Source organism: Sphingomonas floccifaciens (genome assembly GCF_042681125.1).
Taxonomy (GTDB): Bacteria; Pseudomonadota; Alphaproteobacteria; order Sphingomonadales; family Sphingomonadaceae; genus Sphingomonas; species Sphingomonas floccifaciens.
In genome coordinates, this window is record NZ_JBHUFC010000025.1 from 43,840 (window position 1) to 65,466 (window position 21,627).

Sequence of the window (21,627 nt, forward strand, 5' to 3'; positions counted from 1 at the left end):
TTTACTGCGGCGCGGTCATCGCGTTCTTCTGACCCTCGGTCAGCTTGTCCGCGTCGACATCCGACCCGTCGATCGCGTCACCGCGACGCTCGCCATCGTCCTCGATCCGCTCGGCGGTGGCTTCGTTGCCGCCCATTGCGCGAACCTCGTCGGCCTTCGCTTCGGCGCGATCCTCGGCCTGCTCGGCCAGCTTGTCGTCGCCGTTTCCGCCGCAGGCCGCCAGCGGCGCAGCGAGAGTGACGAGCAGGGCGGACGCAAGAAACTTCTTCATGATATTGATCCCCGTTAGGAATTCCGGGGCATCACGCCCGGTCGCGGCACAACCGGCGACCGGGCGGTCGGTTCCTCAGGCGTCCGTCGTCGCCGCCTTCGATCGCGCGGCGAACGACTTGCGCAGCTTCTGCAACTTCGGCGGAATGACCGCGAGGCAATAGGGATTTCGCTGCCCTTCGCCGTCCCAATATTCCTGGTGATAGTCCTCGGCCGGATACCACTGCGCCAGCGGCTCGATCGTCGTGACGATCTTAGCCGGCCAGGTCTCGCTGTTGCGCACGATCGCTGCTTCCGCCGCCGCCTTCTGCGCGTCGTCGTGCGGGAAGATCGCCGAGCGATATTGCGTGCCGACGTCGTTGCCCTGACGGTTGAGCTGCGTCGGGTCGTGGGTCGCGAAGAAGATGTCGAGCAGATCGTGATAGCTGACCTGTGCCGGATCATAGGTCACGCGAATCGCCTCGGCATGGCCCGTATCGCCGCCGCAGACCTGCTTGTAGGTCGGGTTGGGCAGGTGGCCGCCGATATAACCGCTTTCGACGCGCTCCACGCCGATCACATCCTTGAACACGGCCTCGGTGCACCAGAAGCACCCGCCGGCGAAGGTCGCCGTTTCCATGTCTTACCTATCTCCTTGCTTTGGCTCCTTAGATAGGATTGAGGCGGCGTCGGACAACACGGGGGTACGGTGATGATCGACGGCAGCGTGATGGTGACGGGTGGGGCGGGCTATATCGGCAGCCATGCGGTGCTGGCGCTGCTCGATGCCGGATACCGGGTGGTGGTGATCGACAACCTCGTCACAGGGTTCGACTGGGCGGTCGACCGTCGCGCGACGTTCGTTCCGATGGCGGTCGAAGACGCAGGCGTGGCGGGCGTCATCGCCGAACACGACGTGCGCGCGATCCTGCACTTCGCCGGTTCGGTCGTGGTGCCCGAATCGGTCGAGAATCCGCTCAAATATTATCGCAACAACACCGCCGCCTCGCGCACCCTGATCGAGACCGCGGTCGCGGGCGGCGTGAAGCATTTCATCTTCTCATCGACCGCGGCGACCTATGGCACGCCCGACAAGGTGCCGGTGGCCGAGGGCGACCTGCAGCTGCCGATCAACCCCTATGGCATGTCGAAGCTGATGACGGAGGCGATGTTGCGCGATGTCGCGGCCGCCCACCCGATGAACTTCGCAGCGCTCCGCTATTTCAACGTCGCCGGTGCCGACCCGCAAGGGCGCACGGGCCAGTCGACCGTTGGCGCGACCCACCTGATCAAGATCGCGGTCGAGGCGGCGATCGGCAAGAGGTCGCACGTCGGCGTGTACGGCACCGATTTCGCGACACCCGACGGGACCGGCGTGCGCGACTATATTCATGTCACCGACCTCGCCGCCGCGCACGTCCACGCGCTGGAACTGCTGATCGCCAACCCGGCCGACAGCCACTTCCTCAACGCCGGCTACGGCAAGGGCTTTTCGGTCCTCGAAGTGCTCGACGCGGTCGACCGCGTCACGAACATGACGATCGACCGCCGGATGGAGGGACGCCGCGCCGGCGATCCCGCCGCGCTGATCGCCGACAACAGCGCGATCCTCGCGACATTGCCGTGGCGGCCGCAGCACGCCGATCTGGACGGGATCGTCAGGGATGCACTGGCGTGGGAGCGGCAGCTTGCGGAACGCGGTGCCTGAGCTTCGCGCCCAGGAACCACCACATCGCCGCCCATAAGGTCCCGAAGCTCCAGCCGGCCAGCACGTCGCTTGGCCAGTGGACGCCCAGGTACACGCGGCTGACCCCGATCGCGCCGACCAGCAGGATCGCGCCGGCCAGCAGCGTGTTGCGGGTCGCCGCACCCTTCGTCACCTGCGTCCCGAGCGCGGCGATGGTCAGATAGACGATCGCGCTGTTGGCGGCATGGCCGCTGGGGAAGCTGTTGCCGGTCACCTGGACCAAGTGATCGACGATCTCCGGCCGCGGTCGCCCGACGTGCAGCTTCATCTGGGTCACCGCCCATGACCCGGTGATCGTTGCGGCTGCCGTGAGCGCGGCAGTCAGCCACAGCCGGCGGGACGCGAGAAGCGCCACGGTGCCGATGACGACCAGCGTCAACACGGTCGCGCCGCCGGTCGCGGTGATGTCGATCATCGCATCGCGCAGCCAGGACGGGCCGATCGGCTGCGCGGTATCGCCGGGCACGCGCAGCGCCAGCGTGATCCGCGGGTCGAAGGAGAAGCCGCCACGCGTGTCGATCACCGCGCCCAGGATCAGCAGCAACCCGATCGCCACCGCCCCGCACACCGCCGCCCACAGCAGCACCGGCGGATTTCGGACACCGCGGGCGATGCCCTCTTCGGCGGACAGGGTCGGGGTCAAGTTCTTGGTATCCACCCCACCAGCCTAGGCGCCGGGGGCCTAGCCCGGCAATCCATGATCGGCGGCGAAGGCGAGATACATGCCGAGCCAGTCGATGGCGGTGCCGTTCCGGCGCGGCGCGGGCGGGCCGTGGCCGCCGCGGTCGAAGACATGGAGTTCGGCTGGGATCTTCGCGGCGGCCAGTCCCTGATACATCAGCAGGCTGTTGGCCGCGGGTACGGTCTTGTCGTCGGTGTTGGTCGTGACGAAGCAGGGCGCGGCGTCGGCGGGGATATCGAGTTGCGCCGAATAGCGACGTTGCCAGTCGGCGTCGGCCAGCCGTGCGCCGAGCAATTCGCGGCGCGAGGCGGCATGTACGCTCTCGTCGAGCATCGTCACCACCGGGTAGAACAGCCCCGCCACCATCGGCCGCGGCGACTGGGTGTCGGCGACGTCGACGGGATCGTAGGTCTTCAGCGCGAAGCGGGTCGCGACGCGCGCGGCGAGGTGCCCGCCGGCGGAAAAGCCCATGACCCCGACCTTCGCCGGATCGATCGCCCAGCGCTTGCCGGCGCCCGCGCGGATCAGCCGGATCGCCCGCTGCGCATCCTGAAGCGGCGCGTCGGGTCCCGCCGTCCATCCGTCATGCGGCAGGCGGTAGAGAAGTTCGAACGCGACATAGCCGCGCTTCGCCAGGTCGAGGGCGATCGGCCCGGGCTCCCGCCGGGTCGCGACGCGGGTATAGCCGCCGCCGGGGATCAGCAGGATCGCCGCGCCATTGGGCTTCGCCGGACGCGTGACGACCAGCGCGGGGTCGCCGACGCTGGTCCAGGCGAGGTCGCCCGGCGTCTTCGATCGCTGGATGACGACATCCTTCACGCCGCCCGCGGGTTCGCCGGGCGGGCGGCCGGGCCACAGCGGGATGCGCTCGGGCGTCGGCATGATCTGCGCCAGTGCCGGGGCCGCGACGACGGCCGCCGCGCCGGCGCCGAGCAGAGTGCGACGATCAATTGCCATCGGGACGGACTCCACTGGTGCGCGCACTGGCGGCGAGTACGAAGCTTTCGGGCGCGGGCGGGTGCGCCGGATCGAAGGGGGCGAGACCAGGCTGAAGATGCGCAGCGATCGGCAGCTTCGCATCCGTCATCCCCTGCGCCACCGCCCGCGCCAGCACCCAGGCACCATAGTTGTTGTGGTGCGTCGCGTCCTTGCCGCCGTCGTTGAAGGCGAGCAGCGCGCGGTCCTTACCCAGCGCCTCGTAAATCCGGATGCTGGCGTCGTTGAGTTTGATGACCGGCACCCTCTGCTCCACGCCGACCGCCTTCACTGCGGCGGCATAGTCACCGAGCGTCGGGCGGATGCGGCCGTCATCGGTCCAGTTGCGTCGCTCGGGCGAGGTGACCAGGATGACGCTCACCCCGCGGCGGCGAAACTCGTCGACGAACACGCGCAGCCAGCTGCGGTACGTCGTATCGGAGGCGGCAAAGGTCTGCGGCCAGTTCGCCTTCTGGTCGTTATGGCCGAACTGGATCATCGCGGTATCGCCGGGCTTCACGCTTTCGAGCACCTTGGCGAGCCGCTTCTCCATCACGAACGACTTCATCGCTTCGCCCGATTCGGCGTGGTTGGCGACCGCGATGTCGGGCGTCAGAAAGGCGGTGAGCATCTGACCCCAGCTCGCCGCCGGTTCGAACGACTGGTCGGTGACGGTCGAGTCGCCCAGCAGGAACAGGGTCGGTACCTGCACAGGCTCGATCCTGACCGCGGTCACGCCGGGCTGCGGGCCGACGAATTCGAGGGTCAGCCGGTCGTCCCAGGTGAAGCTCGCCTTCTCGCGCGGCTTCAGGTCGACCATCGTCGCGCCGGGCGCATTGGCCGCCGGCGGCACGATCGCAGCGTCGCGGACGTTGACGATGAAGCTGCGCTCGATCCGCTTCCCGGCGGGCACCTTCACGCCATCCAGCATCAACCGGCGCGCCTCGACCTTTACCGTGGTGTCGGTCGCCCGCTTCGGCAGGCCGAGCGTCACGGTCACGCGGTAGTTGCCGGGCGGCGTCTTGACCGAAAACACACCGGGCATGCCGGGTTCGAAGCCGTGGTCGCCGTCATAGGCCCGCGCCGGCCCGTCGAGCGCGAAGCTGCGCACCTGTGCGGCGGCGGGGTTGGCGAGGCCGATCAGTGCGGCAGCCATCAGGGCGATCCTCACTCCCCCTCCCCCGGACGTCGCGCGCGCGGCGGGGGAAATTTTTGTTCCTCCAGCGCCGCAGGCACGAGGTCGAGCATCTGGATCGCGGTCAGCCCGAACTGGGCGGCCGCGTTGGTCGAGATGCCCGGCCATTCAGTCACGCCGTTCACCGTCCGCCGCGGGTCCTTCGGCTCGACCATCAGCCCGGCATCCGCGCCATAGAACTCGCCGACCGCACGCGCCGCAAGCGCGGGGTCATTGTCCATCTTGGCCGCATAGGCGGTCAAGCGGGCGTGGCTCGCGCGCAGGTTGCGATTGACCCACTTCGTCTTGAACTTCGCCTCGAACTCGGCCTTCGGCGCATTGTACCAGCGGCAATAGTCGAGCCAGACCGCGCGATAGCGGGGGACGTCGACCAGCGCGATCAGCTCGGCGCTGATTTCGGGCGCGCCGAACACCGCGTTCAGGTGGCTGATGCGGATGCCCTTGCCCTGCCCCAGGAACCGTCCGGAGGCGAGGTCGTACCACCCGCTCCCCTCCAGCCAGCCGTTCGGCAGGCGGCCGATGCTGTCCATGCCCGCCACGATGCGGTCACGCCAGCGGGTGTCGCCGGTACGCTCCCATTCGGTCAGCCATGCCGCGGCGATCGTGCACCACGTCGTGCCGAAGGTCATGTCGATCATGCCGGCCGGCGGGCGCGCCTGCGCGGACGGCGTCTTGCGACCGATCTCGACGGTGGTGAGCGACCGATCGGACGTGACGAGCGCGCGCATCAGGTCGCCGACGCGTTCGTCGCCGCCACTCAGGTAGAAAAAGATGCGGCGATAGGCGGCGTTGCTGACGCGGGTCTGTTTCGAGCTGTCGGCGAAATGCTGGACGCCGTGGCGCGTGCCCAGACCGGCGAACCGGCCCAGGTGATAGACATCGACTTCGCCGGTGTGCCGGGTCATCGCCTCGGCAAAGCGATAGGCGCGCGGGTCGGCGGCGCGCAGGACCTGGTACCAGAGCCAAAGGTCGGGCGAGAGTTCGCTGTTCGCCCAGGCAAACCCGCCGATGTCGTAGCGCCACTGATGCCGATCGGCGTCATAGGTATGCATGACGTCGCCGTGGTCCCAGAAGCCGTACCACGACCGTTGGTCCACCTCGCGCTCGTAGAAATCGAGCATGTCGGCAAGCTGGTTTTCCAGCGCGGTACGATTGGGGCCGCTGCGATCGGGCAGGTTCCAGTCGCCGAAGATGCCGGCACGGTGCAGGTGCTCAGGAGACGCCATCAGTTGCGGCGGCGTGGCGACGGCCGCCGCCATCGCCTCGAACCGCGGCGTCTCCGGCGTGGCGGGCAGCGCCCAGAGCGTCAGTTCGCTGGTGCGCGCGATGCCGGTCGGCGTGTCCCAGCCGGGTTCGTAATCCTCATAGGTGATGTCGAGCCCGCGGACCTGATCGGCATAGGTCTCCATCCCCATCGTGCCGTGATAGGGGCGCATATCCATCGCAGCCGCGCGCGGCGACCACAGCCAGGCGGTCAGCCGCGCGGTGTCGCCGGCCGCACCGTCGATGTCGATCGCGCTCGGATGCCGCTGCCAGAAATAGCGGACGCCCAGCGCCGCGCCACCCTGAGGGGAGCCGACATAGGCGAGGCCCGGCGCGCGCCTGCCTTCGTCGCTGTCGATCCACGCATGGCCGGGGCCGGTACGCTTGGTGAGCGTGAAGCCGTGGGCATTGGCCTGCTCCAGCCGGAAGTCGTTCCATGCCGGGATCAGGTCGAGCCGATCGCGCACCGCCGGGGCCATCTGCGCGAGCGGCGGCACCGCCTTGCCCGCGACCTGCGCGTCGCGAAACGCCGCGCCGGGATCGCGCCTTAGGCCGGTCAGCGGACGTACGGCCTCGGCAAAGGTCTGGCGGTCGTGCGCGATGCGGATATGGCGGTCGTGCAGGCTCCCGCGCATCGGCACCTCGGCACTCAGGCCCAGCGACGCCAGGAAGTCCTTTGTCGGATCGCCATCATAGACGAAGCTGTGGACGATCCGCAGCGACGGCGTGCCGGCATAGGCGTAGAAGCGGACGGTGAAAAACAGCCAGTCGCGCGTGCCGGCGCGATGCTTGCCCTCGACGCGGATGACCGCACGGACGGGGCCGCGCTGTTCGACGGTAATGGTCGAGATGCTGCCCTTGAACGGCGTGAGCGTCCCGCCCTCCGCCGCATCGCGCACGCTGCCCATCAGGCGAACCGGGCCGACCAGCTGACGCTCGCCCTGCCACGCGCCGCGCAGGACGATGCTGCCTGTGCGCGGAAACTCCCAGCGCAGGTCGCCGCTGGTCACGGTCACGGTATCGGCCGACTCGCGCACCGCGACAGGGTCGGCGGGGGCGCGCGGCTTGCCCGGGACGACGGTCAGGTCGGCGGGTGCGATGTCGGCGGGAAGCGCATGGGCGCTCCACTTCACCGATCCGTCGGGCCAGGTCGCGATCGTCCAGTTCTGGCCGGGAAGGCGGGTGCCGTCGCCGGTAGCGAGCGCCAGTGCCGTGCGCTTGCCGACCGCGCCACGCGGCCAGGCGACGCCGAAGGTCTGGCCGGTGTGCAGGGGCGGCGGAGCGCCATCGATCCAGCGGACCGGCGCGGGCGCGACGCCCGGTGCACGGGCCGCGGCGACCGCATTACCCGACAATGCCGCGCCGGCGCCGGTCAGCGCCGTCGTACGGATAGCCTCGCGACGCGTGAACATGCCTCTCCGTCCCACATTGTCGAACCTGATCTTACGATCTGGTCCGACAAGTGGACGAAGTTGTCAAGCTAACGTCTCAGCGAAGGCCCAATGCCTTCAGGACATCGGCCCAGCTGACATATTTGAAGTTCTGCGTGTCCGGCGCATTGTCGCCGTCCTGCGCGACGAACAGGCCACGTGGGTATTTCGGACCGAAATTGCCGAGCATCATCTCGATTCCGTCGGTGTCGCTGGTCCCGTCGATCGCGCCGCCGCCGATGCGGAATCGGCCGGCATAGGTGACCCCCGGCAGGCGATAGAGGGTGTAGGCATTGTCGCCCTGGCTCGAGACGACCAGATAGCCGCCGTCGCGGCCCTTCGGCGCGAGCGCGAGCCCCTCGGCATCGTCGAACAGCACGCGGCGGTCGACCCTGGCGATCGGAGTCGCGGTGGTCGGCGCGGCGGGATCGGCGTCGAAGCGCCACAGCCCGACATCTTCCTCGGCGACGTAGAGTAGCCCCGTGCGGTCATCGACGACGCAGCCCTCGGACTGGGTGCCGAGCTTCATGCTGCGGACGGTCGCGACCTTGGGCGCAGCGCCCGACAGATCGATCGCGACTTGATCGATCCGCCCGTCCTTCAACACGACGAAGCCGAACAGCGCGCCGTCCCTCGCGCGGCGCCATAGGCACATGCCATAGGCCTCGCCGGACCCGACGCGGAAGCGACCGGTCGGGACCAGCCGCCGCGCGACCGTGTCGAGCGTGAACATCGAGACATGGGCGACGTCCTTGTCCGCGCGGTCGCTTGCCGCGACGACGACGCCCTTCGCACCCATGTCGCGCAAGTCGACGTTGTTCAGCCGCGCCGCGGGCGTAAACGACACCCGCTTTCCGGCGAGGTCGTAGACGTGGATGCCGGCCTTCTTGTCGGTCCCGATCACTAGGCTCGCAGCCGGATCGCGCGGGTTGCGCCAGATCGCGGGATCGTCGGCGGCATCATGCGCGGTGTCGACCGGATCGGTCTCCGCGAGCGCCGCCAGCTGCGGCGCCTGCTCCGATGGCGGCGCGACGGCGGTCGCCGCGCAGCCACCGAGCAGGAGCGCGAGGATGACTGCCTTCACAGCTTCACCCGCACGCCGCCGAACAGCGTGTAGCCGAACTTCTCATATTCGTAGACGCGCTGGCGCTGGCCGAAGTAGCGGACGCCGGCCGAATTGGTCAGGTTCTTGCCTTCGAAGAAAAGGTTGATGCCCTTCATCAGTTGCAGGCTGGCGGTCGCGTCGAGCTGGCCGCGGCCCTCCCAATAGAGGTCGAGCGCCGGCGCATCGGCGTTGATCTCATCCAGATAGTCCGACCGCTTTGTATAGGCGACGCGGACGTTGACCGGGCCGCGCTCGTAGAACAGCGAGGCGTTCCACATATGCTTCGACTGGCCCTGGAGCGCGAAGTCGCGGCGGCCGCCGAACGCGGTGTCGAACCGCGCATCGCCCTGCGTATAGGTATAGTTCGCGAACACGCCGAACCCGCCCAGCGCGCCGGGCAGGAAGCTCAGCTGCTGCTGCCAGTTGACCTCGACGCCGTACAGCTTGCCGTCGCGCGCGTTGACCGGGCGGCTGAGGATCGCGCCGGGGACGCCCAGGTAGCTGCCCGTGCTGGTGACCGTGTAGCGATAGTCGAACAGGTCCTTGTAGAAGGCGTTCACGCCGATCAGGCCGAGCGGGCGGATATAATATTCCAGCCCCGCGTCGACGTTGTTCGACAGCGTCGGGCGAAGGTCCGGGTTGCCGAAATCGACGCGCACGGTGTTGCCTTCGGTCGCCTCAAGGACGCGCGGTGCGATCTGCGGGAAGTTGGGGCGGTTGATCGCGCGGCTGACGGCGAAGCGGCCGATGATGTTCGGGGTGAACGCCTGGCGCACGGTGAAGTTGGGGAAGAAGCGGGTGTAGCCCGACTTGCCGAGCGCGGTCGTAATGACGCCGGTCCTCGAAACGCTGGGCGCCTGGCCGCGGAAGTCGGTCGTCTCGACACGCAGGCCCGCGATCAGCGTCGTGCCGCCGAATTCGCCCTTGCCCATGCCGAACAGGCCGAGGATCTTTTCGTTGGCGGTATAGTCGGCGGTCAGCGACTGCGGCAGGCGGCGCTGCGATGCCGCCCTGGTCGCGTCGAAATAGGCGTCGGCCAGCCCGCCGGCGATGCGGTTGCCCAGATTATAGTCGAAGTTGCGCGAGCCCTCGTCCGACAGGAAGCTCGCCAGCGTCTGGCTGGGCGCGGCGCTGCTGCGCTGGTCGCGCAACCGCTCCTCGTCGGCGGCGATGTTGCGCTCGCGATATTTACCGCCCGTGGTGAAGGTGATGTCGTCGTCACCGATCGCGACCGGCAGGTCGATGCGCAGCGCCGCCGTCAGTTCGTCGTTCTTCGTGGTGTTCGACCGATAGGCATTCTCGCGGAAGGCGTAAGTGCCGGTCTGAAGATGTTCGTTGGTCGTGAACACCGAATAGGCCGGTAGGTCGCTGCTGGTGCCGAAGTCGTAGCTGAGCGTCGGGCGCAGCAAGGAGCGGAACAGCAATTCATCACGGCGTGGATAGGTCTGCGACGATTCGCTGTACGCGCCGTCCAGGCGGACGGTGCCTTCGCCCAGCTTCTGCTCGATGCCGCCGGTGACGGTCCAGATTTCGTTGACCTGCACGCGGTGGCGGATCTGCTTTTCGATACGGGTCGACGCCCAGGTCGCGGCGGTGTCGGTCGAACCGGCGACCGGCGCGGCGTTGCCGGCGTTCCAGGTGATGCCGATGCGGTCGCGATACTCGTTGTCCTCGAACCGGGCATAGGTGCCGCGGACCCACAGCTGGGTCGCATCCGTCGGATGCCATTCGAACGCGCCCGAACCGGCTACGCGGGTTCGGCGGGTGCGGTAATCCTTGAACAATGTTTCCGTGACGCGCAGGCCGGCGGCCGTCTGCGCCCATGTGTTCTCGACATTGTCCGGCTGGCGGTCGGTCTTGGAAAAGCTGCCCGACAGCAGGATGCCGAACTGGCGGTCGGCGCCGAAGCGGTCGCTGACCGAGGCCGAGGCGCGATAGTCGTTGCCCTTGCCGAACTGGTTGTAGCTCATCCCGGCCATGCCGGTCAGCGCGAAGCCCTTGCGGTCGAAGGGCGAGCGCGTGCTGATATTGACCGCACCGGCGATCGAATCGGCGTCCTGATAGGGCAGCAGCGACTTGGTGACTTCGATGTTGCCGACGATGTCCGACGGCAGCGTGTCGAGATCGACCGCGCGGGTCGTCGGGTCGACCGAGGGGACCGCGATGCCGTCGACCGACACCGCCGACCATTCGGACGGCGCACCGCGCACGTTGATGTAGCGGCCCTCGCCCTGGTCCCGCTCGATGCCGACGCCGGCGACACGCTGGAGCGCTTCGGCGATGTTCGGATCGGGGAAGCGACCGATCGCGTCCGACGACAGGATGGTGACGGTATTGTCGGCCTGGCGCATCTGGTTGAGCGCGCGTGCGGTGTTGTCGAGCAGCGACTGGCCGGTGACGACGATATCGCCCGACGCGCCCGCCGCCGGCAGGGTGATGATCGCCGGACGACCGCGCTCGGCAGCGGTGATCGTCACGGGCAGGACGTCGCGGCCGATATAGTCGACGCTCAGCCGCACGTCGCCGTCCGCGCTGGGCACCGCGACGGTGAATTCGCCCTGCAGGTTGGTCGTCGCCTCGACCCCCGTGCCCTCGACGACGATGCGCGCGCCGGGCAGCGCCGCGCCGGTCGCGTCGTACACGCGGCCCGAAACGGTCGGGCCGGCGACCGGCGTAGTCGCCATCGGCGCGCCGGGGTCGTTCGGACGCGCGGCCGCGGGCGATGCGCCGGCGACGGCAAGTGCGATGAGCGAGACGCCCGCGAATGCGCGAGCGCCGGTAAGGACGATGGTCATGAAGCTCCCCCGAGCGGAAAATTGCTGTCGCGCGGCACCGATCGCGCCACGCCTTGGCGCGGCCTTTGACGCAGGTTTGTTACGCAGGCGTGGGGGATTGGTTACAGCCGCGTGACACCGCTCACTCAGGTCATTTAGAACCCGGAGCGGATGCCAGCGCAGCATCCGCCCCGGATCGATCACGCAACCGGTTTGGTCGCGTCGTCGATGATCCGCCGCCCCTTGGCGATGGCATCGGCCTCGGTCGCCGTGCCGGCCTGGACCGCGTCGGCGAGCTTCAGCAGGGCATTGGCGGTGGAGCTGCCGTGATCGGCCTCCTCCATCACATGGATGCCGTTCTTGGTTTCGGCGACGCTGGCCCATGCCGCACGCACCGCAGCCCAAAAGCCCTTGGTCGCCGCCCAATAGGTGTCGGCGGCCTTCACGTCATAGGCGTCGTACGTCGTATAGGTGTTCAGCACCGATTCCTGGACGACCGGCTCCAGCTCGCCGGCGAACTCGCCCATCTTGATATTGTCCTGCCAATGGACCCAGCCGGTCGGTGACTTCTGGTGGCGGTTGATCGAGAGATAGCGGTCATAGACCGGCGAACGCACCGCATCGCGCCGGGCGAGCGGGCGCCACGTCCAGTTCGACCGCCAGCGCCTCAGGCCGCCTTCGGTCGTCCACTGCCCCCAGCCGCCGTAGCGGGGCGAATCGTCGACTTGGTACACCGTCTGCGACCAGCGGCCGGCGCGCATCCGTTCGGGCACCGCTTCCCATTTCCACGTGTCGGGTCCGGCGTAGACGAGCACGCGCGCAGGCTCATATTCCCAGTCCTGACGCCAATGCTTGACCAGCATCGTCTTGCCGCCGGTGTCGATGACCAGGATGTGCTGGAGCGAGATCTTGCGCCCGGTGTCCTCGATCACGCGGACGACCTCGTTGCCACCGGACACCTTGGCCGGGATCGGCGTATAGTCGGTGCGCCACGGCGTCGTTTCCTGCATGTCGAACTTGACCTTGAAGGTGCCGGCCATCGCCAGGATGTCGGCGCGGTCGGCTTCGAAGGCAGCGCGTTCGGCAGCGGCGTCGCGTTTGGGCAGCGGTCCATCGGCATGGGCGGGAACCGCGGCCAGCAGGGCGACGGTGGTGAGCAGAATGCGGATCATGACTGGTCCTTTCGATCAGAAGGCAAAGCTGACGGATGCGCTGGCGTTGCGTCCCGGCTGGGTGAAGGCGTCGGTGACGGTGGAGCTGGCGGCGAGGCCGCGGACGTCGCTCCACCAGGCGTATTTCACGTCGGCGATGTTGAAGATCCCGGCCCGCAGCGTCAGCGCCTGACCGAGCCGGACGAAGGCGGTCGCGTCCAGGGTGGTGAAGGCTGCCGGCCGGAAGCAGGGGCCGCTGCACAGCCCCAGCGTCGCGCCCAGTTCCTTGCGGTCGGCATGGGTCGCGATCAACTGGCCACCGAACCGCCCGGCGACGTCGCGATAGCCGATCCCGGCGACCAGCTTCAGCGGATCGACCGTCGACAGCGGCGACCGCGAGCCGGTCGGCGACGTCACTTCCCCATCGGCAAAGGAAATGGCGAGCGACCCGGTAAGGCCGCCCGCCACCCGCGCCTCGAACCGCGCCTCGCCCCCTTTGACGACGACGCGGTTCAAGTTGACGAACTGGTAGATCGCCGGGTTAGCGGGCGTGAACGCGCCGCCGACGACTTCCTGCGAAATGAAGCCGCGATAGACGCCGCGGAACGCGGTCAGGTCGAGCGACAGGCCACCATGCGCCACCCGCACGCCGGCTTCCGCGCTGCGGCTCGTCTCCGGGCGCAGGTTGGGGTTGGGGCGCGAGGTATAGCCGAAGGCGACGTTCTCGAAGAATTGGTTCACCTGGCTCGGCTCGGGCGCCTTGAAGCCATGGGCGTAGTTGGCGAACAGGCGGATGCCGTCCCGCACCTTCACCACCGCGCCGATCTTCGGCGACACCCGCGACCCGTCCTGCGCAGCGGCGCGGAAGGTCGGGAGCAGCGGGTCGGCCTGCGGCGACAGATCGTAATAATCGACGCGCAGCGACGGGAAGAGCGTCAGCGGCCCGGCGGTGATCTCATCCGACAGGAAAGCGCCCGCCAAAGTGAAGTCGGTCGTCGGGAAGGCGCGGGTCGGGAAGGTCTCGCCCGCGGGCGGCACGGTGCCGTCGCGAAGCCCACGCTGGCGCAGACGGCTGGCGTCGGCACCGAGGACGACGCGGTGCGACAGCGGTCCCGTCGCGAAGCCGAACCGCGCTTCCGCCGCGGCACCATAGACGCGGTTTTCGAAGGTATTGAGCCGGGTGCGGTCGGCCGCCGGAGTGCGGTCCTCTCGCGTGAACTGACGATCGGCGGCGTCCTGCCAATAGCCCGCGATCCGCGCGAACTGGAAGGCGCCGCTGCTCTCCCACGTCCAGTCCGCGGCGATCCGCTTGCGCGTGCCGGTGTCGCGGGCGAGGACCAGGTCGACGGTCGCGCTGCGTCCGCTCAACACGTCCGTTATCAGCCGGTTATCGAGATACTCACCCGTCAGCCGGAAACGGTGCCCGCCGCCCGGCTGGAACACGACGCGGCCCAAGAGCGCGTTAGAGCGCCCATCCTGCGGATTGGCCGTCGTTCGCGCCGCACCGATCGAATCGTTGGTGCCCTGGTTCTCCAACTCGTTGAAGTCGCGGCGGGTATAGGCGACCATTGCCGACAGCCGGTCAGACCCGGTCGCGAGAATCGCGGTCTCGGCGAACTCATTCGACGCCGACTTATAGGCCGCGCGCGCGAGGCCGGCGATTGCGGCACCGTCCTTCAGGAAATCGGCCGGATCGCTGGTGACGAACGATACTGCCCCGGCCAACCCGTCGCTGCCGTAGAGCGCGGAGGCCGGCCCGCGCAGGATCTCGACCGACTTGACCAACCCCAGGTCGACATAGTCGCCCCGCCCGGCCGCCTGCGCGCCGAAGGCGAAGCCATCGGGCACACGGACGCCGTCGACCTGGATCAGCACGCGGTTGCCGCCGATCCCACGGATGACGAAGCCTTCGTTCCCGGCCCGCCCTGTAGCCCCCAGCGCCGCGCCGAAGCGCGCCGGCGCGCGGGGTACCGACACGCCGGGTTCGAAGCGAACCAAGTCACGAATGTCCTGCGCCAGTTCATCGGCGATCCGCTGGCTATCGATCACGCTGACGGTCGCCGGCGCATCGGCGGTGTCGATCGGCGTCCGGGTCGCGGTGACGGTCACCGTCTGCGGTTCGATCTCGTCATTCGCCGATACGGGCGGCGCAACCATCAGCCCACCGGAAATCGCGATGAGGGCCGTGCCCTGTCGAAAATGTCGCATTTGTCGTCCCCTTTTTCGACGCATAAGCGCCGTCGGGGATGGTCGTTAATAGGACCAATTCGCATTAGCAAGATTATCGCTAATGATTCTTAGGTGCGGTTAATCAGCGAACCGGTCTCTTCTCCAATTTCCGCGCCAGCGTCCGGCGGTGCATACCAAGCCGCCGTGCGGTTTCGGAGATGTTGAAACCCGTCTCCGCCAGCGTCTGGTTGATCATCTCCCACTCGTGCGTCTTGATCGACGAAGGGCGCGCGGTGATGTCGACGTCCGGGTCGCCCGCGGCCTTGCTAAAGGCGGCTTCGATGTCGTCGGTGTTCGACGGCTTCACCAGATACTGACAGGCGCCCAGCTTGATCGCCTCCACCGCCGTCGCGATGCTGGCGTAGCCGGTCAGCACGACGATCAGCATTGCCGGATCGATCGCATGGAGCCGCGCGACGCAGGGCAGGCCGGAGCCGGTGCCGAGCTTCAGATCGACGACCGCATGGTCGGGCACCTCTTCGGTCAGCAGCGCATCGAGCGCACCGGCATCGGCGGCGATACGGACGCGGTAGCCGCGGCGCTCGAACGAGCGGCCGAGCGTGCGGGCGAAGGTCGCATCATCCTCGACGATGATCAGGCTGGGCGCGTCCATGCTCATCTCCCGCCCGCGATCGGCAGCAGCAGGCGGACCTCGGCGCCGCCGTGCGGGCTGTTGCGGGCCTCCAATTGGCCACCCAGTTGCCGGGCGAGATTGGTCGCGAGGAACAGGCCCAGGCCATGCCCCTGCCCCTTGGTCGAGCGATACAGCTTGCCGACCCCCTCCAACACGTCCGCCGAAAACCCCGGACCGTCATCCGACACGGTGACGACCAGTTGCGGCGCCTCGACCGTGGCCGCCAGTTCCACGGCGTGCGGCGACACCTCCGCTGCATTGTCGAGTAGGTTCCAGATCGCCTGTCGCAGCGCCGGATCGACGGCGATCGACACGTCGTCGAGCCCCCGCGGCCTGTACACCAGCGGCACGTCGGGATGCAGCCGCCCCCAGGTCCGGACGCAGTCGTCCAGGAACAGCCGCGCGCTGGCTCGTTCCATCGCCTCGCCGCGCGGCTGGCCGGCGGACTGCAGGATGTCGCTGACAATCGCCTTGCAGCGTCCGACCTCGCCCTGCATCTCCGCCACATCGGCGGCCAAGCCGGGGTCGTCCGCGATCGCGGGCATCCGCCGCCAGTCGGCGAGGATCACTGACAGGGTGCCGAGCGGGGTGCCGAGTTCATGGGCCGCACCGCTGGCGAACAGCCCCATGCGCACGATGCCGTCCTGTTCGGCCGCATGCTGGCGCAGGTCGGCGACATGGGCGTCGCGGGCGCTGAGGTTGCGGCGGATGCGGGCGATGAACATCACCAGCAGCCCGGCGACCATGACGAAGGCGATCCAGTGGCCGATCGCGAACAGATCGGCGGCGTCCGCGATCAGGCCGCTCGGCAACAGCAACGGCACCGCCCGCAGCGTCAGCAGCGCGTAGCTTGCACCGGTCGCGGCGACCAGCACGACCGCGGCGGGCGGCGGCAGCAGGATCGCGCCGAGCACGACTTGCAACAGATAGAGCGCGATGAACGGATTGGCCGCGCCGCCGCTGAAATAGAGTTGGAGCGTCAGCGCCAGCATGTCGATCAGCAGCGCGATCATGATCTCGATCGTGCGGACCCGGTGTCGCGGCAGGGCGATGGTCGCGAGCAGATTGGCGAGCGCGAGCGCCCCGACGACCGCCAGCATCTGCAGGACCGGCAGCGGTACGCCCAGCGCGAAATGCACGAACAGGATCGTCGCGGTCTGGCCCGCAACCGCGATCCAGCGCAGCTGGACCAGCTGGCGCATGTTCTCCGCCGCCGCGCTGTCGTCGGGCGCGTCGCGGCGGCGGGTGAGCGCGAGAAGCGGTGCTTCCATCACCCGGCCCGGCCCCGCCAGAACAGCCACGTCCCCGCTCCGGCGAGCGCTGCCAGCGCGAACCAGGTCAGGGCATAGACAAGATGGGTATTGCGGAAGGCGACAACGGTCAGCCCGCCGACCGGATAGCCGCCGGAATTGGGCGTACCGTCCGCGTCGACAAACAGCGGCGCGATCCGACCCGCCAGCCCGCGCGCGGCGGCAATGGCGGCGACGTCGCGCGAATACCAGCGGCCCGCGGCGGGATCGTTGCTGCGCAGGAAGCCGCCACCGGGTTCGGTCAGGCGGACAAGGCCGGTGACGGCGACGGGTCCCGCGACCTGCCCCGCCGCGCGGGTGTTCGGGTCACGTCGATCCTCGGGCACGAAGCCGCGGTTGACGAGAACCGTCCCTTCGGGCGTGCGCAGCGGGGTCAGCACCCAGAAGCCCGCGCCGCGCGCGGTCAACGCCTGGACCAGAGTCTCGCGGGCATGCTCGAAGCTGCCGGTTAGGCGCACGCGTCGGTATTCGAGCTCCCGCGGATCGCCCCCCGCCCACGGAAAGGCGGCGGGGGCGGCGTGGATGCGCGCGTCGACACGGGCGATCAGGTCGAGCTTCCACGCCCGCCGCTCCAGCTGCCACACCCCCAGAGCGATCAGCCCCGCCGTCACCAGCGCGGCCACCAGCGCGAGCCACGGGCGACGGCGGATGGTCAGGGCGTCCCGTCCATCGCCGACATCGGCATCATGTTGCTATTGAGGTGGTACATGATCCACAGCGACCCCGCGATCACGATGAGCACGATGACCGCGGCGAAGACATAGGCCATCAGCGTCCATCCGCCCTCCGAACGCGTGTTGACGTGGAGGAAATAGTTGGTGTGAACCAGGATTTGCGCGACCGCGGCGACGACGACCACGGCGACCGTCCAGTTCGCGCTCAACGTGCCCGACATCACCGCCCAGAACGGAATCGCGGTAAGGATCACCGACAGCGCGAAGCCGGTCAGATAGCCGCGGCGCGAGACGTGGAGATGCTCGTCCTCATGCGTCGGCACGTCGTGGCCTGCGCCGTGGCCGTAGCCGGTCTCTGCCGGGCGGGTGGTGTCGGTCATCGCAAGCTTCCCAGCAGATAGACGAAGGTGAAGACGCCGATCCAGACGACGTCGAGGAAGTGCCAGAACATGCTGAGGCACATCACGCGGCGGCGGTTGTCCGCGTTCAGGCCGCGCTTGGTCAGCTGGATCAGCATGACGCCGACCCAGATGATGCCGACCGTGACGTGCAGCCCGTGCGTGGCGACCAGCGTGAAGAAGGCGGACAGGAACGCGCTGGTCTGCGGAGTGGCGCCTTCGTGGACGAGCTTCGAGAATTCGTAGAGTTCGACGCCGACGAACGCCGCCCCCAGCAGGCCGGTCAGCGCCAGCCAGCCGCGGGTGCCGCCCAATCGCCCTTCCTGCATCGCGATCATCGCGAAGCCATAGGTGATCGACGACGTCAGCAGGATCGCGGTGTTGAGCGCGACCAGCGGCAGCTCGAACAGCTCGCGCGGCCCCGGACCGCCGGCATAGCTGGTGCCGACGACGCCATAGGTCGCGAACAGCGTCGCGAAGATGAGCGCGTCGCTCATGAGATAGATCCAGAACCCCAGCATCGTGCTGCCGCCGGGGCCGGTGTGCGCATGATCGTTGTGGCCTTCGCCCTCGTCGAGGTAGAAGACCGGGGCTTCGTCGCCCTTGGCCGTGGTGGTGCTCATGCCGCGGCTCCCTTCGCCAGCAGGGCGGTGCGGTCGTCCTCGACTTGGCGCACCTCCTCGACCGGGATGTGATAGTCGCGGTCGTAGTTGAACGTATGGCCGATCGCGACGACGACCATCCCGACGAACGCCAGGATCGCCAGCCACCACATATACCAGACCATCGCGAAGCCGAGCACGAGCGCCAGGGCCGACAGGATGACGCCCGCGCCGGTGTTCTTCGGCATGTGGATCGGGGTGAAGCCCGTCTCCGGACGCGCGGCCTGGCGCGACTTCATGTCGTACCAGGCGTCGAGATCGTGGACGACCGGCGTCTTGGCGAAGTTATAGGCCGGCGGCGGCGAACTGGTCGCCCATTCGAGCGTCCGGCCGTTCCACGGATCGCCGGTGGTGTCGCGCAACTGGTCGCGCCGCATGATGCTGACCGCGATCTGGATGATGAACGCCAGGATGCCGATGCCGATGATGAAGGCACCGATCGCGGCGATCACGAACCACGGCTGGAGCGATGGGTCGCTGATGTGGTTCAGTCGGCGCGTCGTGCCCATCAGGCCGACGATGTAGATCGGCGTCCATGCGATCCAGTAGCCGATGACCCAGCCCCAGAAGGCGATCTTGCCCCAGAACGGGTCGAGCCGGAAGCCGAACGCCTTGGGGAACCAATAGGTCATGCCCGCGAACAGCCCGAACACCACGCCGCCGATGATGACGTTGTGGAAGTGCGCGACGAGGAACAGCGAATTGTGCAGCACGAAGTCCGCCGGCGGCACCGCCAGCAGCACGCCGGTCATCCCCCCGACCGTGAAGGTCAGCAGGAACGCGACCGTCCACATCATCGGCAGTTCGTAGCGGATGTCGCCCCGGTACATGGTGAACAGCCAGTTGAAGATCTTGGCACCGGTCGGGATCGAGATGACCATCGTCGCGATGCCGAAGAAGCTGTTGACGCTCGCGCCCGACCCCATGGTGAAGAAGTGGTGCAGCCACACCAGGAACGACAGGATCGTGATGACCACGGTCGCGTAGACCATCGACGAATAGCCGAACAGCCGCTTGCCGGAGAAGGTGGAGGTGATCTCCGAGAAGATGCCGAACACCGGCAGGACGAGGACGTAGACCTCCGGGTGACCCCAGATCCACACCAGATTCCAGTACATCATGGCGTTGCCGCCAAGGTCGTTGGTGAAGAAATTGGTGCCGATATAGCGGTCGAGCATCAGCATGCCGAGCGCGGCGGTTAGGATCGGGAAGATCGCCACCGCCAGCACGTTGCTGCACAGCGCGGTCCAGCAGAACACCGGCATCTTCATCATCGTCATGCCGGGCGCGCGCATCTTGATGATCGTCGTCACCATGTTGATCGCGCTGAGCGTCGTCCCTACGCCTGCTATCTGCAAGGCCCAGAGATAATAGTCCGGCCCCACATCGGGCGAGTTCTGGAGGTTCGACACCGGCACGTAATTGAGCCACCCCGCACGGCTGAACTCGCCGATGAACAGCGACGCCATCACCAGCAGTGCACCCGCGACCGTCAGCCAGAAGCTCAAATTGTTGAGATAGGGGAACGCCACATCGCGCGCGCCGATCTGGAGCGGCATCACATAGTTGATGAGTCCCACGACCAGCGGAATCGCGACGAAGAAGATCATGATCGTCCCGTGCGCGGTGAAGACCTGATCATAATGGTGCGGCGGCAAATAGCCGGGGTTGTCGCCGAACGCGATCGCCTGTTGCGTCCGCATCATGATCGCATCGGCAAAGCCGCGCAGCAGCATGATGATGCCGAGGATCATGTACATGATCCCGATCTTCTTGTGGTCGACGGAGGTGAACCATTCCCGCCACAGCCAGCCCCACAGCCGGTATTTTGTGACGACGAACACCAGTCCCAGCCCGCCGAGCACGACACCCGCGAAGGTGACGAGCAGGATCGGCTCGTGGATCGGGAAGGATTCGAAGCCGAGGCGCCCGAAGATGATCTTGGACAGAGGTTCGTTGAACATGGGGCGTTCCTAGGCCGCTTCGGCGCGCGGCGCGCCGTGGCGGAGGTCGAGGCGGGACATGTCCCGGTTGTTCGGATCGTTCGGATTGGCGTTGCCGGACGGGTTGCGCCGCTCGTCGCCGCGCTTGGGCGACACCGGCTTCTCGTCGCCGCCCTTGAAGATCGCGCCTTCGGGCTTCTTGCCCGCAGGCGGCTGGCTGCCGTGCATCGACGGCATCCCTCCGCCGTCCGCGTCCTTGCGCATCATCTGGCCCATGCATGGCGTACCGGGACGCACGCAGCGTTGGTAGATGCGGTCGAACAGCCCGACCTGGCTCTGAGCGAAATACATCGCCGGCACCTTGTCGGTCGGCTTCTCAAGCTCGAGGTAGCTGCGCGTATCGAGCGCGAGCGGCGCCGCCTTCACCCGCGCGACCCAGGCGTCGAAGCCGCGGTCGTCGACACCGTACAGCGTGAAGCGCATGTCGGAGAAACCGGCCCCCGAATAATTGGCCGACATCCCCTCGAACTTGCCGGGCTTGTTCAGCACCGCATGCAGCGTGCTGCGCATGCCGGGCATGGTGTAGATCATGCCCGCCAGCGTCGGCGCGTAGAAGGTGTTCATCATGTTGGTCGACGTCAGGTGGAACCGGACCGGCCGGTCGACCGGCAGCGCGAGTTCGTTGACTGTCGCGATGCCCTGCTCGGGGTAGATGAACAGCCATTTCCAGTCGAGCGACACGACCTGCACGTCGAGCGGCTTGACCCGCGGGTCGACCGGCTTGGTCGCCGATACCCGGTTCACCGGACGGAACGGGTCGAGCAGATGGGTGCTCCACCACGTCAACGCGCCGAGACAGATGATGATCAGCAGCGGCGCCGACCAGATCACCAGTTCGAGCGACGTCGAATGGTGGAAATCGGGGTCGTAAGTCGCGTCCTTGTTACCCCGACGATAGCGCCACGCAAACACGCAGATCAGCGCCATCACCGGCACGATGATGACCAGCATCAGCGCGGTCGAGATATAGATGATGTCGCGTTGCTGGAGCGCGATGTCGCCCGCCGGGTCGAGCACCTGTGTGTTGCAGGCGGCCAGCAGCGCCAGCGCCGGCAGGGTGGCCAGCGTCGCCAGGCGGCGTCCCATCGTGGAGAAAGACGTGTCGGACATGATGATGCGCCTACCGCCAGGCCCGCTGTTTCCGAC

At 67.6% G+C, this 21,627-nt stretch carries 18 protein-coding genes; 1 reads left to right on the forward strand and 17 read right to left on the reverse strand.

All coding sequences use genetic code 11. The features are described from left to right. Position 1: 1 nt before the first annotated feature. Together ACFSC3_RS19595 and msrA are read right to left on the reverse strand one after the other, a co-directional pair. Entirely contained in the window at positions 2-271 is a 270-nt protein-coding gene (locus ACFSC3_RS19595) for a hypothetical protein (protein ID WP_380941948.1), read from the reverse strand. Between the two features lie 75 nt (positions 272-346). Beyond that, a complete protein-coding gene (gene msrA, locus ACFSC3_RS19600; protein WP_380941950.1) occupies positions 347-889 on the reverse strand; it encodes a peptide-methionine (S)-S-oxide reductase MsrA in 543 nt (180 codons plus the stop codon). A gap of 72 nt (positions 890-961) precedes the next feature. On the opposite strand from msrA, the gene galE reads away from it, so the two are divergent. Next, complete coding sequence (galE, locus tag ACFSC3_RS19605) at positions 962-1,957, forward strand: UDP-glucose 4-epimerase GalE (RefSeq protein ID WP_380941952.1); 996 nt, start codon at positions 962-964, stop codon at positions 1,955-1,957. On the opposite strand, the gene ACFSC3_RS19610 is transcribed toward galE, so the two are convergent. The 15 genes from ACFSC3_RS19610 to cyoA all read right to left on the reverse strand — a co-directional run bounded on the left by ACFSC3_RS19610 (position 1,908) and on the right by cyoA (position 21,591). Continuing rightward, positions 1,908-2,654 carry a phosphatase PAP2 family protein gene (locus ACFSC3_RS19610; protein ID WP_380941954.1) on the reverse strand — a complete coding sequence of 249 codons (747 nt, stop codon included), beginning with the start codon at positions 2,652-2,654 and terminating at the stop codon, positions 1,908-1,910. The two genes, galE and ACFSC3_RS19610, sit on opposite strands and share 50 nt — an antisense overlap. Positions 2,655-2,678: 24 nt before the next feature. Beyond that, on the reverse strand, positions 2,679-3,635 hold the full coding sequence (locus ACFSC3_RS19615; RefSeq protein ID WP_380941956.1) for an alpha/beta hydrolase: 957 nt from the start codon (positions 3,633-3,635) through the stop codon (positions 2,679-2,681). Next, positions 3,625-4,809, reverse strand: coding sequence for a rhamnogalacturonan acetylesterase (locus tag ACFSC3_RS19620; protein WP_380941958.1), 1,185 nt, complete (start codon positions 4,807-4,809; stop codon positions 3,625-3,627). The genes ACFSC3_RS19615 and ACFSC3_RS19620 overlap by 11 nt, the downstream gene beginning before the upstream one ends. Positions 4,810-4,820: 11 nt before the next feature. Then, complete coding sequence (locus ACFSC3_RS19625; protein ID WP_380941960.1) at positions 4,821-7,523, reverse strand: exo-rhamnogalacturonan lyase family protein; 2,703 nt, start codon at positions 7,521-7,523, stop codon at positions 4,821-4,823. A gap of 76 nt (positions 7,524-7,599) precedes the next feature. Then, the gene (locus ACFSC3_RS19630) at positions 7,600-8,625 is read right to left on the reverse strand and encodes a phytase (protein ID WP_380941962.1); all 1,026 of its coding nucleotides are present in this window, start codon (positions 8,623-8,625) and stop codon (positions 7,600-7,602) included. Beyond that, positions 8,622-11,441 (reverse strand): TonB-dependent receptor, encoded by a 2,820-nt coding sequence (locus tag ACFSC3_RS19635; protein WP_380941964.1) that lies wholly within the window; start codon positions 11,439-11,441, stop codon positions 8,622-8,624. Before ACFSC3_RS19635 ends, ACFSC3_RS19630 begins: the two co-directional genes overlap by 4 nt. Positions 11,442-11,620: 179 nt before the next feature. Next, complete coding sequence (locus ACFSC3_RS19640; RefSeq protein WP_380941966.1) at positions 11,621-12,592, reverse strand: DUF6607 family protein; 972 nt, start codon at positions 12,590-12,592, stop codon at positions 11,621-11,623. A gap of 15 nt (positions 12,593-12,607) precedes the next feature. Beyond that, positions 12,608-14,779 carry a TonB-dependent hemoglobin/transferrin/lactoferrin family receptor gene (locus ACFSC3_RS19645; RefSeq protein ID WP_380941967.1) on the reverse strand — a complete coding sequence of 724 codons (2,172 nt, stop codon included), beginning with the start codon at positions 14,777-14,779 and terminating at the stop codon, positions 12,608-12,610. A 103-nt stretch (positions 14,780-14,882) separates the two neighbouring features. After that, positions 14,883-15,413 carry a response regulator transcription factor gene (locus ACFSC3_RS19650; protein ID WP_380941969.1) on the reverse strand — a complete coding sequence of 177 codons (531 nt, stop codon included), beginning with the start codon at positions 15,411-15,413 and terminating at the stop codon, positions 14,883-14,885. A gap of 2 nt (positions 15,414-15,415) precedes the next feature. Then, on the reverse strand, positions 15,416-16,735 hold the full coding sequence (locus ACFSC3_RS19655) for an ATP-binding protein (protein ID WP_380941971.1): 1,320 nt from the start codon (positions 16,733-16,735) through the stop codon (positions 15,416-15,418). Further along, positions 16,705-17,400: an SURF1 family protein gene (locus ACFSC3_RS19660; protein ID WP_465270263.1), complete on the reverse strand. Its 696-nt coding sequence runs from the start codon at positions 17,398-17,400 to the stop codon at positions 16,705-16,707. The genes ACFSC3_RS19655 and ACFSC3_RS19660 overlap by 31 nt, the downstream gene beginning before the upstream one ends. Beyond that, complete coding sequence (gene cyoD, locus ACFSC3_RS19665) at positions 17,397-17,798, reverse strand: cytochrome o ubiquinol oxidase subunit IV (RefSeq protein ID WP_380941975.1); 402 nt, start codon at positions 17,796-17,798, stop codon at positions 17,397-17,399. Before cyoD ends, ACFSC3_RS19660 begins: the two co-directional genes overlap by 4 nt. Then, complete coding sequence (gene cyoC / locus ACFSC3_RS19670) at positions 17,795-18,439, reverse strand: cytochrome o ubiquinol oxidase subunit III (protein ID WP_380941977.1); 645 nt, start codon at positions 18,437-18,439, stop codon at positions 17,795-17,797. Before cyoC ends, cyoD begins: the two co-directional genes overlap by 4 nt. After that, positions 18,436-20,442 carry a cytochrome o ubiquinol oxidase subunit I gene (gene cyoB, locus ACFSC3_RS19675; RefSeq protein ID WP_380941979.1) on the reverse strand — a complete coding sequence of 669 codons (2,007 nt, stop codon included), beginning with the start codon at positions 20,440-20,442 and terminating at the stop codon, positions 18,436-18,438. The genes cyoC and cyoB overlap by 4 nt, the downstream gene beginning before the upstream one ends. A gap of 9 nt (positions 20,443-20,451) precedes the next feature. Then, complete coding sequence (cyoA, locus tag ACFSC3_RS19680) at positions 20,452-21,591, reverse strand: ubiquinol oxidase subunit II (protein ID WP_380941980.1); 1,140 nt, start codon at positions 21,589-21,591, stop codon at positions 20,452-20,454. Positions 21,592-21,627 lie beyond the last annotated feature (36 nt).

What these genes read in the sequence shown, in the direction of transcription:
- ACFSC3_RS19640 (WP_380941966.1), bottom strand. Translation starts at nt 12,592, where the DNA reads ATGATCCGCATTCTGCTCACCACCGTCGCCCTGCTGGCCGCGGTTCCC.
- cyoB (WP_380941979.1), bottom strand. Translation starts at nt 20,442, where the DNA reads ATGTTCAACGAACCTCTGTCCAAGATCATCTTCGGGCGCCTCGGCTTC.
- ACFSC3_RS19625 (WP_380941960.1), bottom strand. Translation starts at nt 7,523, where the DNA reads ATGTTCACGCGTCGCGAGGCTATCCGTACGACGGCGCTGACCGGCGCC.
- cyoC (WP_380941977.1), bottom strand. Translation starts at nt 18,439, where the DNA reads ATGAGCACCACCACGGCCAAGGGCGACGAAGCCCCGGTCTTCTACCTC.
- ACFSC3_RS19615 (WP_380941956.1), bottom strand. Translation starts at nt 3,635, where the DNA reads ATGGCAATTGATCGTCGCACTCTGCTCGGCGCCGGCGCGGCGGCCGTC.
- ACFSC3_RS19595 (WP_380941948.1), bottom strand. Translation starts at nt 271, where the DNA reads ATGAAGAAGTTTCTTGCGTCCGCCCTGCTCGTCACTCTCGCTGCGCCG.
- ACFSC3_RS19645 (WP_380941967.1), bottom strand. Translation starts at nt 14,779, where the DNA reads ATGCGACATTTTCGACAGGGCACGGCCCTCATCGCGATTTCCGGTGGG.
- msrA (WP_380941950.1), bottom strand. Translation starts at nt 889, where the DNA reads ATGGAAACGGCGACCTTCGCCGGCGGGTGCTTCTGGTGCACCGAGGCC.
- cyoD (WP_380941975.1), bottom strand. Translation starts at nt 17,798, where the DNA reads ATGACCGACACCACCCGCCCGGCAGAGACCGGCTACGGCCACGGCGCA.
- ACFSC3_RS19620 (WP_380941958.1), bottom strand. Translation starts at nt 4,809, where the DNA reads ATGGCTGCCGCACTGATCGGCCTCGCCAACCCCGCCGCCGCACAGGTG.
- cyoA (WP_380941980.1), bottom strand. Translation starts at nt 21,591, where the DNA reads ATGTCCGACACGTCTTTCTCCACGATGGGACGCCGCCTGGCGACGCTG.
- galE (WP_380941952.1), top strand. Translation starts at nt 962, where the DNA reads ATGATCGACGGCAGCGTGATGGTGACGGGTGGGGCGGGCTATATCGGC.
- ACFSC3_RS19635 (WP_380941964.1), bottom strand. Translation starts at nt 11,441, where the DNA reads ATGACCATCGTCCTTACCGGCGCTCGCGCATTCGCGGGCGTCTCGCTC.
- ACFSC3_RS19650 (WP_380941969.1), bottom strand. Translation starts at nt 15,413, where the DNA reads ATGGACGCGCCCAGCCTGATCATCGTCGAGGATGATGCGACCTTCGCC.